This is a genomic window from Nonomuraea zeae (assembly GCF_005889725.1).
In the GTDB taxonomy this organism is placed as follows: Bacteria; Actinomycetota; Actinomycetes; order Streptosporangiales; family Streptosporangiaceae; genus Nonomuraea; species Nonomuraea zeae.
On sequence record NZ_VCKX01000006.1, the window covers coordinates 100748 to 111801 of the forward strand.

Sequence of the window (11054 nt, forward strand, 5' to 3'; positions counted from 1 at the left end):
ATATGTCGGAAGTAACACAGCCAGCCCCGCCCGCGGACAACCTCGTCACCACCTCGCACACCCTGCCGTCCGGCCAGACCTACACCGCCACCACCGGCACCATGGTGCTGCGCGAGGAGGTCGTCACCGACGGCAAGTTCGACGGCCTGCGCCCCAAGGCCGAGATGTTCATCACCGCCTACACCCTCGACGGGGCCGAGCCGCTGAGCAGGCCGGTGACGTTCGCGTTCAACGGCGGGCCCGGCTCGTCGAGCGTGTGGCTGCACCTGGGCGTGCTCGGCCCGCGCCGGGTCGTCATGGGGGACGCGGGCTCGCTCCTGCCTCCCCCGTACGGGCTGGCCGACAACGAGGAGAGCCTGCTGGGCGTGAGCGACCTGGTCTTCATCGACCCGGTCTCCACGGGCTTCTCGCGGGCGGCCGAGGGGGAGAAGGCGGAGGCGTACCACGGCTTCACCGGCGACCTCGAGTCGGTCGGCGAGGTCATCAGGCTGTGGACCACCAGGAACGGCCGGTGGATGTCGCCGAAGTTCCTGGCGGGGGAGTCGTACGGGACCGTCAGGGCGGCCGGCCTGGCCGATCACCTGCAGTCGCGCTACGGCATGTTCCTCAACGGCGTGATGCTGATCTCCTCGATCCTCGACTTCGCGACCGTGCGGTTCAACAAGGGCAACGACCTGTCCTACGCCCTCTATTTGCCGACTTATGCGGCTATTGCGCACTATCACGGGTTGCATGGTGACCGGCCGCTGGCCGACGTGCTGCGCGAGGCGGAGGCGTACGCCGAGCGCGACTACCCGTGGGCGCTGGCCCGCGGCAGCCGCCTCACCGCCGAGGAGCGCTCGGCCGCGGTGGCCAGGGTGGCCGCGCTGACCGGGCTCAGCGAGGACTACGTGGACCGGGTGGACCTGAGGATCGAGCACCACCGCTTCTTCACCGAGGTGCTGCGCCCGCGCCGCCAGACCGTGGGGCGCCTGGACGGCCGCTTCACCGGCTGGGAGCCCGACGCGGGCGGCGAGCGCTTCTCCACCGACCCCAGCATGAACGCGATCATGGGCCCCTACAGCGCCGCGCTCAACCACTACCTGCGCACGGAGCTGGGCTACGCCAGCGACCTGCCCTACGAGGTCCTCACCTCGCGGGTGCAGCCGTGGTCGTACAAGGAGTTCGAGGGCGCGCACGTGACCGTGGTCGGCCAGCTGGCCGGCGCCATGCGGGCCAACCGGCACCTGCGCGTGCACGTGGCCTGCGGCTACCACGACGGGGCGACGCCGTACTACGCGGCGGAGCACGCGTTCGCGCACCTGCCGGTGCCCGCGGAGCTGGCGGCCAACGTCGAGTTCAAGTACTACGAGGCCGGCCACATGATGTACGTCCACGAGCCCAGCAGGCTGCGCCAGTCGGCGGACCTGGCCGCCTTCGTCGCCGGCCAGGAGGCGTGACAGGGCGCCTCAGTCCGCGGCCGAGAGGTGCGAGGCCCGGCTCAGGCGCTGCTTGAGGTTGTCGCGGAGCGCGGCGAAGCGGTCGGGGTTGTCGCGGATGACGGCCCGCTGCAACGCCGCGTCCGCCGCGTACCAGGCGGCCACCAGGCCCGACGACCACTTGCACGCGGTGTCGGCGGTCGCCGTCTGCTTCTCGTCCTCGCTCACCTCCGGCTTGTCCAGGTCCCAGCGGCCGTCGGCGATGGCCGCCTCGGGCGAGGGGTAGGAGTGCCCGGCCTGGCTCATGCACGACTGCCAGCGCTTGACGGCCCCGGTCACGGCCGGGTCCTTCGCGGACTGCTCCAGCGTGAGAGAGTCCTGCAGCCCCAGCCACGACCAGTCGGCCTTCGGCGCTCCCTTGTCCAGGAAGAGCGTCGCGCGGTCGAGGCAGCCCCGGTCGGCGGCGGTGCCGTACAGGCGGTGGCGGGTGCGCTTGGGCAGCTTGCCGGCCCAGGCGCCGGTCGTGTCAGGGGAGGGCGGCCTGGCCAGGTGGTAGCCGTGGCTGCGGGCCGCCTCGGTGTCCGCGACGCCGTAGCGGCGGGAGTTGCCGGGATCGATCGCCGCGAGGGTGTCGGGATCCTCGGCGGGTGGGGCGAGCGTGATGCCCCGCTTGCGCATGCAGCGCACGACGAGAGTGTTGTGGGCGTTGCCCAGGACGGCCCGCTGCTCGGGAGTGGTCTTGTAGGCGTCGAACGGCAGCACCAGCTCCGACACCGACGCGACGCCCTTCGCGGGCGTCTGAGGCGTGGGCTTGTCGGCGGCGCAGGCCGTGCACATCAGCAGCACGGACACCAGCGGTACGGACACCAGTGGTACGGACACCAAGGGCACGGACACCAGCGGCAGTGCGCTCGCGTCGAGTCCGCGCCAGCCGGTTTCCGGCGGCCAAGCCCGGAAACCGGCACTCCCGTTATTGCTCAGCGGCACCAGATGTCGATCGCGCTGGTGCGGTTGTTACCGATGGCGTTGTTCGACAGGAAACCGTCGTTCGAGTTGTGCGTGAACGTGCTGTGAGCGCCCGTGTAGCCGGCGTGCTGCCACAGGGTGGCGCTGCAGCCGACCCGGTTCCTGACGGAGCTGGTCTCGTTGTTCATGCTGTGCCAGCTGTTGCTGAAGTCCCAGTTCAGCCAGTTGTTGTCCGTCAGGTCGGAGTCGTCCTGGACGAAGTCGCGCCAGTGGTCGGCCTGGCCGCGGTTGTAGTCGAAGCCGGCGTACAGACAGACTCGACCGCCGTAGCAGGTCGAGCGGGGGCTTGCCACCGCGGCGGTGGCGGGGGCGACCACGGTGAACATCGCAGCTGCGGCGATGAAACCAGCGGCCTTTCTGGATAGCCTCACAGGTCTCTCCTCGATCGGTGAGTCGTTTCGACCTCGTAACTTAGCGCGCCTGATCGAATGCGAGTCGTGATGACTCGCCGATCCCGTAAGGGCTCCGCGCCCCAGGAAGGGGTCGCGTGCCCCGGCTCGCAGACTCACTGGTATCAGCCCTGTGAGCTGGGTGTTCGCCGCGTTGACGCAACTGTTGCCAGCTCAGGTGGGCGACTGGAGGAACCCGTGGGGTGCGCTCGACCTACTCGGGCAGTGCCGCCGGGTTCTGTGCCAGCAGGCCGCCGTCCACGCGGTGCTCGGCCCCGGTGATGAACGAGGAGCGCGGCCCGGCCAGGAACGCCACCAGCTCGGCCACCTCCTCGGGGCGGCCGACCCGGCCCAGCGGATGGGAGCGGCCCCACTGCTGGATCTGCTCCTCCTGCGACAGGTCGCCCCGCCACAGGTCCGCCGCCCAGCGCAGCATGGGGGTGTCCACCGAGCCCGGGCAGACCACGTTCACCCGGATGCCGTCGGAGGCGTGGTCGAGCGCCATGGCCCTGGTCAGGCCGTTGAGCGCGGCCTTGCTCGCGGTGTAGGCCGCCACCTGCGCCTGCGAGGAGAACGCCTGCACCGACGACATGATCACGATCGAGCCGCCGCCGCGGGCCCTGAGCCGGGGGACGGCCGCCTTGCAGGCGAGGTAGACGCCCTTGAGGTTGATGTCGAGCACCTCGTCCCAGACCTCTTCCGGCGTGTCCTCGACCGTGCCGTAGCGCTGCACGCCCGCGCAGGTCACGACGATGTCGAGCCCGCCGTACCTGGCCACGGCCAGGTCCACCAGGTCGCGCATGTCGCCGGCCCGGCGCACGTCGGCGACCACCCCGGTGACGTGCTCGCTGTCGAGCTCCGCCTCCTTGCCGATCCCGCAGAAGACCACGGACGCCCCGCCGTCGGCCAGCCGGTCCACCACCGCCCGCCCGATGCCCATCGAGCCTCCGGTGACCAGGGCCACCTTGCCGTTGAATTCGCCACTCACGCCAGGACCTCCGCGCGCAACTGCAACACCTTCGTCTCATATGGCCCCAGGGGCAGGGCCGTGCCGTTGGCCACCGCGGCGGCCAGGCCGTCGGTCGGCATGCTGGAGAACGGCTCGAGGCCCACCGTGTAAGCCCGTCCCCACCAGGGATAATCCGTGGACGCGCCGAGCTCCTGCCACATCCACAGGTATGGCAGGACGGCAGCGTCCCACATCACCCGAATACCGATATCCCCCGAAATTTCGTACCAACCCTCGTTAAAGCCGGTCAGATAGACGATGTCGCTCGGCGACCCCGGCTCCTGCACCACGCTCAGATCCGTCTCGCCCCCGCCGTCGGCCGGCACGACCGGCCACGACCAGGGGCCGCCCGCCCTGACCCGGCGCCCGGCCGGGTTGATCGCGCTCTCGTGCGGGATCACGGTGACGCCCTCCGGCAGCCGGATCGTGGCCCCAGGGCGCAGGAACGGCCGGCCGTACACGATGTGCTGGCCCCACATCGCGTGCAGCGGGAGGGGGGAGTCGTTGGTGGCCCGCCCCTCGATCTCCAGCGCCGCCGTGCCCGACCTCAGCCTGAAGATCTTCTCCATCCGGTACGGCAGCCGCCGCGTGCGCACGCTCAGCCGGACCGCGACCTCCGACTCGGAGTCGGCCACGACCTCGCACTCCCACGGCAGCCCGGAGACCTCCCCGTGCTGGGCCAGCCGCGCGCCGCGATACTCGCTCGGCGCGCCGCCGCTCGGGAAGATCTCCTGCCAGCCGCCCTCGTAGTGATCGATGAACTGGGCGACGTCGTCGGCCGCGCCTTGGAGATGGTCGTGCGGGTCGCGCAGGCCCTGCGGGGAGAGCCAGACGAAGTCCGTGTCGGTGGGCTTGTGCAGGAACTCCACCACATCGCCGCCCTTGTCCGGCACGACGGTCACGCGCAGCCGCTCGTTCTCCAGGACGACCGCCCGCAGCCCGCCGATCGTGACGTGCCGCAGGCGGGCCGCCCAGTTGCGTCTCACTCGAAAGTCACGTCCAGGAATCGGGGCCGGTAGATGGACACGTCACGGTAGTGGTCGGTGTTCACGAAGCTGTTGACGTTGTACGAGACGACCAGCCCGTCGCCCGCGACGTCGGGATGCGCGTGGGCGTTGTAGGTGAAGATGTTCCCGCTGGTCTCGGGGGTCGTGTAGACGTGCTGCTTGCCGGTGAACGGGCCGAAGGGGGAGCAGGAGGAGTAGGCCACGATGTTCGGGCTCAGCACCTCGGTCGTGTCATGCGTGATCAGGACATATCCGGATCCGACGCGGCTCACGCTGTACTCGTTCGCCACCCCGCTCATCACCCGCGCCGAGTCGGCCTCGTCCTGCGACCAGGTGCCGTCGGCTTTGAGGTACTCCCAGCGGCCCAGCAGGCTCTGCCCCTTGACCCTGGCGATGTGCATGTACTTGGGGGAGCCGAGGTCCTCGACGCCGTAGACGTAGGTGTAACCGCCGTCCTTGAGCGTCGCCGAGGCCCAGGCGACGCCGTGCGCCGAGGGGAGGTCGTGCACGCTGATCGGCCGTTCGAGCCGGCCGGGGGCGAACCTGGCCACCACGTTCCGGTGCCAGCGCCAGTCCCACGCGCCGGTGCCGAAGCGCTCGTACTCCTGGTAGGTCACCTCCACGATCCCGCCGGCCAGCGTCGCGTCACCGGCCCAGTACCAGTGGCTGGAGTCGCGCGGCGGCATCACGGCGGTCGGCTTGGCGGCCGTGCCGTCGTGGATCGTGGACAGCCGGCCGTTCCGCTCGACGGCGAAGGAGTTGTTCAGGAAGACCGTCGTCCCGCCCTCCTCGACCACGGGGGGCCGCGAGCCGTCGGGGTTCACCTGGCCGAGGAAGGTGTCGGAGAACACCCACAGCTCCTTGCCGCTGGGCAGCTTGAGCGAGTAGGTGCCGTCGGCGCCCGTCCAGTCGTCCAGACGGCTGTTGTCGTTGCCGTAGTTGGTGAACAGGCTGGTCAGGCGGGCGTCGGTGGTGGCGCTCTTGACGGCCGGGGCGCACGCGGAGGCGGCCGTGGCCGGCGACTGCTGCTGCTGTGCCACCGAGGGCACCGGTTTGGGAGGTGCCGCCCAGGCCGGCTGCGGTGCGGCAGTCAGACCGAGCAACGCGATGGCCAGGGGTGCTAGGGCGGAGCGGAATCGCGTCATCACTGTTCCTAGGGGTGGGGGTTCCCTACAGTTCTAGTCATTAGATCACTTGTTGTCTAGAGCCCTTGTGAGTACGTGCCGCGGCTATGGTGATGATCGCGAAATTCCGCCAAATGGAACGGATGTGGAAATGTCATCTCATTCCCCCGTCACCCGCCGAGGGCTGCTGAAGCTCGGCGCAGGAGCCGCCGCGACCGCCGCGCTGGCCGCCGCCGAGCCACTGGCCGCCTCCGCCGCGGAAGGGAGGTTCGAGCTGACCGCCCCGGCGACGTCGCTGCTCTGGAAGAAGGCGATGTACGACGAGACCGTCCTGCAGTCGTTCGCGATCGACAACGCCAACGGACACATCTACACGATCCAGGTGCGGAACGGCGGCGGCTCCGACGCCGCCGGCAACCTGTGCCTGACCAAGCTCAGCCTGACCGGCACGATCCTCGGTCACATGTACCTGACGGGCTTCGGCCACGGCGTCCAGATCGGGGTCGAGCCGTCGGGCTCCTCCGCGTACCTGTGGACGGAGACCGACGGCATCAGCGACGGCGAGACCTCCCGGGGCTCCAGGCTGGCCAGGTTCAAGTTCGTCAACGGCCAGACGCTGACCACGTCGTCATCGGCGCTCACCAAGTATTCGCCGATCGCGGGCGTGGACAACACCACGTGCGCCATCGACCCCTCGACCAACCGGCTGATCATGCGCTACTACGGCTCGACCGGGTTCCGCATCGCCGCATTCACGCTCGCGTCGGTCAAGGCGGGTGCGCCCAGCAAGCTGTACGACATCGACCAGCCGTCCGGCCTGGGCACCTTCCAGGGCTACGCGGCGTACGGGAACTTCGTCTACATCCTCACCGGCAACTCCTACGAGATCGCCCCTGAGGGCAACACCTACATCACGTGCGTGGACCTGCGCACGGGCGAGCAGGTCCAGCGGGCGCGCAGCGTGGCGGGCAAGTCCCTGGACTTCCGCGAGCCCGAGGGGATGGCCATCCAGATAGTCTCCGGAGCCCCGCGGCTGTGCCTCGGGCTGGCCTCGGGCGTCGAGAAAGCGCGCAAGGCCAGCATCTTCTACAAGACCCAGCTCGTCTGAGCCACCGGGCCTGAGCGGAAATCCGAATGACCCGGCCGCAGGCGGGCGGATACCCTGCGAGCCGGGGTTCGGAGGGATGAGTCGTGGGACATGTTGAAGTAGGGCACCTGACATACGTGCTGCCCGACGGCCGGCCGTTGCTCAACGACGTGTCCTTCAGGATCGGCGACGGTGTCAAGGCGGCGCTGGTCGGCCCCAACGGCGCGGGCAAGACCACGCTCATGCGCCTGGTCGCCGGTGACCTCCAGCCGGTCGAGGGCAGCGTGGCCAGCTCCGGCGGGCTGGGCGTGATGCGCCAGTTCATCGGCAGCGTGCGCGACGGGAGCAACGTACGCGACCTGCTGCTCGGCGTCGCGCCTCCCGCCGTGCGCCAGGCGGCGGCCCGGCTCGACGACGCCGAGCTGGTCATGATGGAGCGCGACGACGAGAAGACGCAGATGCGTTACGCGCAGGCCATCAGCGACTACACCGACGCCGGCGGCTACGACATCGAGGTGCTCTGGGACACCTGTACGGTGTCCGCGCTCGGCGTGCCGTACGAGAAGGTGAAATATCGTGACGTCTCGACGCTGTCGGGCGGCGAGCAGAAACGGCTGGTCCTGGAGGCGCTGCTGCGCGGCCCCGACCAGACCCTCCTGCTCGACGAGCCCGACAACTACCTCGACGTCCCCGGCAAGGAGTGGCTGGAGCAGCAGCTCAGAGACACGCCCAAGACCGTCCTGCTGGTCAGCCACGACCGCCAGCTGCTGGCCAACGCGGCCGACCGGATCGTCACCGTCGAGTCGGGCAACATCTGGATCCACGGCGCCGGGTTCGCGACCTACGCCGAGGCCCGCAAGGCCCGCAACGAGCGGCTCGACGAGCTGCGCAGGCGCTGGGACGAGGAGCACGCCAAGATCAAGGCCCTGGTCAACATGCTGAAGAACAAGGCGCGCTACAACGACGGCATGGCCGCCCCCTACCACGCGGCCCTGACGCGGCTGCGCAAGTTCGAGGAGGCGGGCCCGCCCGAGGTGGCCCCGAGCGAGCAGAACATCAAGATGCGGCTCAAGGGCGGGCGCACCGGCAAGCGCGCGGTCATCTGCGAGAGCCTGGAGCTGACCGGGCTGATGCGGCCGTTCGACCTGGAGATCTGGTATTCCGAGCGGGTCGCCGTGCTCGGCTCCAACGGCTCGGGCAAGTCCCACTTCCTGCGGCTGCTGGCCGGCGAGCCGGTCGCGCACGCGGGCGTGGCCCGGCTGGGCGCTCGCGTGGTCCCCGGTCACTTCGCCCAGACCCACGCCCGGCCCGACCTGCTCGGGCGCACGCCGGTCGAGATCGTCATGAGCGAGCACGCCAAGCTGAAGAACGAGGCCATGAAGACGCTGGCCCGCTACGAGCTGGCCGGGCTGGTCGCCGAGCAGCGCTTCGACACGCTCTCCGGCGGGCAGCAGGCGCGGCTGCAGATCCTGCTGCTGGAGCTGTCCGGGGCCACGCTGCTGCTCCTCGACGAGCCGACCGACAACCTCGACCTGGCCAGCGCGGAGGCGCTGCAGACGGGCCTCGACGCGTTCGACGGCACGGTCATGGCGGTCACCCACGACCGGTGGTTCGCCGCCGACTTCGACCGCTACCTGGTCTTCGGCTCCGATGGCGCGGTCTACGAGTCGCCCGAGCCGGTCTGGGACGAGGCCCGGGTCGTGCGGCCCCGCTGATCAGCCCCGTTAAAGAGTTGGTACGGCAGGAGCGTGTCACCTGCCTGCCGTGCCCATCTACGGGTTATCACGGCAAAGTGATCCCGCGTAGCCGAACCGTCAGCCTCCTCGCACTCGGGGCGATCTGCCTCTCCGGGTGCGCGAGCGAGGACCGTCCTGTCCAAACGCTCAAGCCGCTCGCTCTCAAGGAGCAGGTCTCCAATATCGTCAAGTCGTCCGACGGATACGCCGTCAACTGGGCGGGCGTGCTCAGCAACGCCAACCCGTGGCACTTCGGCGAGCACGTGGTGGCCACGATCGTCGGGCACGACGCCGCCGGCGCCGAGGTCGTCCGGATGGACCAGCCGCTCGACGCCGTACCGCCGGGCGGCTCGCTGGCCTTCACCGGACAGGCCAACGCCGCCCAGAAGCCGGCCAAGGTGACGATCCAGTACCGCCCCGCGCAGTGGCGCCCCGCGGCCAGGATCGCCTCGGCCTTCCACCGGTTCCCGATTTCACGTTCTCAGACATTGCGCCAAAAGGACGGCTCATATCTTATTACGGGATATGTCGGAAATCCCTATCAGGAGGCGGCCAGCAGCCTGGTCGTCAACGCATTGCTCCGTGACAGCGCGGGCAAACTGCTGGGCGGCGGCAGCACGTTCGTGGACGACGTCAAGGCCGGCAGCCCGCCCCGGTTCATCCTGACCGTCACGGGGCTGCCCGCGGGCGCGAAGGTGGCCAAGACCGAGATCACGGCCAGGACCTGGGGCTCGACCGGCCGCCCCTTCGAGGAGCTGGCGCTCGGCGGCGTGATGCCGGTGCACACGGTCGCGCCCAAGACCGAGCCGTTCGCGGAGGACCGGAGCACTCAGGTCATTTCCGAGCACAAGCAGTAAGACTCCGAAATTTCAGGGCAAATGGTGGTTTCTGTCCTTATATGAGGGCGGAAAACAAGCCCGCGACCCCGACAACCGATGCCATCGGCGTGAATAGGTGGAACTACTAGTTACCGATCCATTACCTTCAGTTACATGAATGACCGCGTCCTGGTAGAAGCACTCCGCGCGCGCGAGCAGGGGGCCCTCGCCGCGCTTTACGACGCGTACGCGGAGAGCGTCTACCGCTACTGCTGGTCCCTGCTGCTGAGCGCCGACGGCGCGCAGGTGGCGCTCCGCGACACGCTGATCGCCGCCGAGGCCCACGCGGGCGCGCTGTCCGACCCGGACAGGCTCCGCACCTGGCTGTACGCACTCGCCCGCGTCGAGTGCCTGCGCCGCCGGGCCGCCGCGCCGCCGGGCGCCGACGAGGCGCTGGCGGAGGCGCCGCCGCTGGACGACCAGGCCGACGCCGATCTGCGGATCATGGCCTGGAACGCCGTCCACGGCCTGCCCGTCGCCGAACGCGAGGTCCTGGAGCTCTCCTACCGGCACGAGCTGCCCGGCCCCGAGCTCGCCCAGGTGCTCGGGATCCCGGCCCGCCACGTGGAGCCCGTCCAGGACGCGGCGCGGGCGCGGCTGGCCGACGCGATCACCGCCGAGGTCCTGGCCAGGAAGGGCTCCTTGGACTGCGGCCCGGGGTCGCGCATCCTCGCCGGGCTCTCCGGGGAGCTGACCCCGGAGATGCGCGAGCACCTGGTCAGGCACCTCGCGCGCTGCGAGACGTGCGCGCCGCACCGCAACCGGCAGGTGTCGGCCGCCAAGGTCTTCGAGCTGACGCCGCTGCCCGCGCTGCCCGAGTCGCTGCGGATCAGGGTGATGAGCTGCTTCATCGACCCCGAGCTGCTGCCCTACCGCAGTTACGTCGCCAGGCGTACGGGCGCACTCGGGGCCGCCGGGTTTCCCGTTTCCTCGGGGAAGGGCGTTCGGGCGTGGCCTCAGGCGCTGGCAGGCGCGCTGGCGGCGGTCGCGACCGTGGTGGCGATAGCGGTGATCTTCCAGCAGATCGGCCGGGACAACGGCGGCGCGTCGGGCATCGCGACGGCCGCCTTCCCCGCGACGGGTGAGCCGCCCGGCATCCGGCTGCCCTGGCAGGCCGAGCCCCAGGATGTCCCGTTGACCGTGGAGCCCGTACTCGACAGCACGGCCACGCGGCCGCTGGGGGTGACCGGGGCGCCGGTCACCGGCGTGCCCGCCGTCGTGGCCACCCACATCCCCGGCGTCGCCGTCACGCCCACCTGGGCCGCCGCGTCCGGCGGCCCGCGGCCCGAGCCGACCCCGCCGGCGCAGGAGGTGCCGGTGGAGGACCCGCCGCACGCCGAGCCTCCGCCGCCGGAGAAGCCTGTCTCTTATACTCATCCG

General features: G+C 70.0%; 10 protein-coding genes. 5 read left to right on the forward strand and 5 right to left on the reverse strand.

Translation table 11 applies throughout. The annotated features are described in order from the left end of the window. Positions 1 to 2: 2 nt before the first annotated feature. On the forward strand, positions 3 to 1439 hold the full coding sequence (locus ETD85_RS03585) for a S10 family peptidase (protein ID WP_138688127.1): 1437 nt from the start codon (positions 3 to 5) through the stop codon (positions 1437 to 1439). A 9-nt stretch (positions 1440 to 1448) separates the two neighbouring features. On the opposite strand, the gene ETD85_RS03590 is transcribed toward ETD85_RS03585, so the two are convergent. The 5 genes from ETD85_RS03590 to ETD85_RS03610 form a co-directional block, all read right to left on the reverse strand. Further along, positions 1449 to 2315: a hypothetical protein gene (locus tag ETD85_RS03590; protein ID WP_138688128.1), complete on the reverse strand. Its 867-nt coding sequence runs from the start codon at positions 2313 to 2315 to the stop codon at positions 1449 to 1451. An 80-nt stretch (positions 2316 to 2395) separates the two neighbouring features. Continuing rightward, positions 2396 to 2815 (reverse strand): peptidase inhibitor family I36 protein, encoded by a 420-nt coding sequence (locus tag ETD85_RS03595; protein ID WP_138688129.1) that lies wholly within the window; start codon positions 2813 to 2815, stop codon positions 2396 to 2398. Between the two features lie 232 nt (positions 2816 to 3047). Then, positions 3048 to 3821, reverse strand: a complete 774-nt coding sequence (locus ETD85_RS03600; RefSeq protein WP_240778911.1) for an SDR family NAD(P)-dependent oxidoreductase — start codon at positions 3819 to 3821, stop codon at positions 3048 to 3050. Continuing rightward, positions 3818 to 4828: a DUF4432 family protein gene (locus ETD85_RS03605; protein ID WP_138688130.1), complete on the reverse strand. Its 1011-nt coding sequence runs from the start codon at positions 4826 to 4828 to the stop codon at positions 3818 to 3820. The genes ETD85_RS03600 and ETD85_RS03605 overlap by 4 nt, the downstream gene beginning before the upstream one ends. Continuing rightward, positions 4825 to 5994 carry a DUF4185 domain-containing protein gene (locus tag ETD85_RS03610; protein ID WP_138688131.1) on the reverse strand — a complete coding sequence of 390 codons (1170 nt, stop codon included), beginning with the start codon at positions 5992 to 5994 and terminating at the stop codon, positions 4825 to 4827. The genes ETD85_RS03605 and ETD85_RS03610 overlap by 4 nt, the downstream gene beginning before the upstream one ends. A gap of 130 nt (positions 5995 to 6124) precedes the next feature. Here ETD85_RS03610 and ETD85_RS03615 point away from each other — a divergent pair, with 130 nt between their 5' ends. The 4 genes from ETD85_RS03615 to ETD85_RS03630 form a co-directional block, all read left to right on the forward strand. Next, positions 6125 to 7081 (forward strand): phage baseplate protein, encoded by a 957-nt coding sequence (locus ETD85_RS03615; RefSeq protein ID WP_138688132.1) that lies wholly within the window; start codon positions 6125 to 6127, stop codon positions 7079 to 7081. A gap of 83 nt (positions 7082 to 7164) precedes the next feature. After that, entirely contained in the window at positions 7165 to 8775 is a 1611-nt protein-coding gene (locus ETD85_RS03620) for an ABC-F family ATP-binding cassette domain-containing protein (protein ID WP_138688133.1), read from the forward strand. Between the two features lie 77 nt (positions 8776 to 8852). Beyond that, the gene (locus ETD85_RS03625; RefSeq protein WP_138688134.1) at positions 8853 to 9653 is read left to right on the forward strand and encodes a hypothetical protein; all 801 of its coding nucleotides are present in this window, start codon (positions 8853 to 8855) and stop codon (positions 9651 to 9653) included. 135 nt (positions 9654 to 9788) lie between these two features. Further along, a partial coding sequence (locus ETD85_RS03630) for a sigma-70 family RNA polymerase sigma factor (protein WP_138688135.1) occupies positions 9789 to 11054 on the forward strand: 1266 nt, incomplete at its 3' end.

Coding starts and splice junctions, on each gene's coding strand:
- ETD85_RS03585 (WP_138688127.1), top strand. CDS start 3: ATGTCGGAAGTAACACAGCCAGCCCCGCCCGCGGACAACCTCGTCACC.
- ETD85_RS03610 (WP_138688131.1), bottom strand. CDS start 5,994: ATGACGCGATTCCGCTCCGCCCTAGCACCCCTGGCCATCGCGTTGCTC.
- ETD85_RS03615 (WP_138688132.1), top strand. CDS start 6,125: ATGTCATCTCATTCCCCCGTCACCCGCCGAGGGCTGCTGAAGCTCGGC.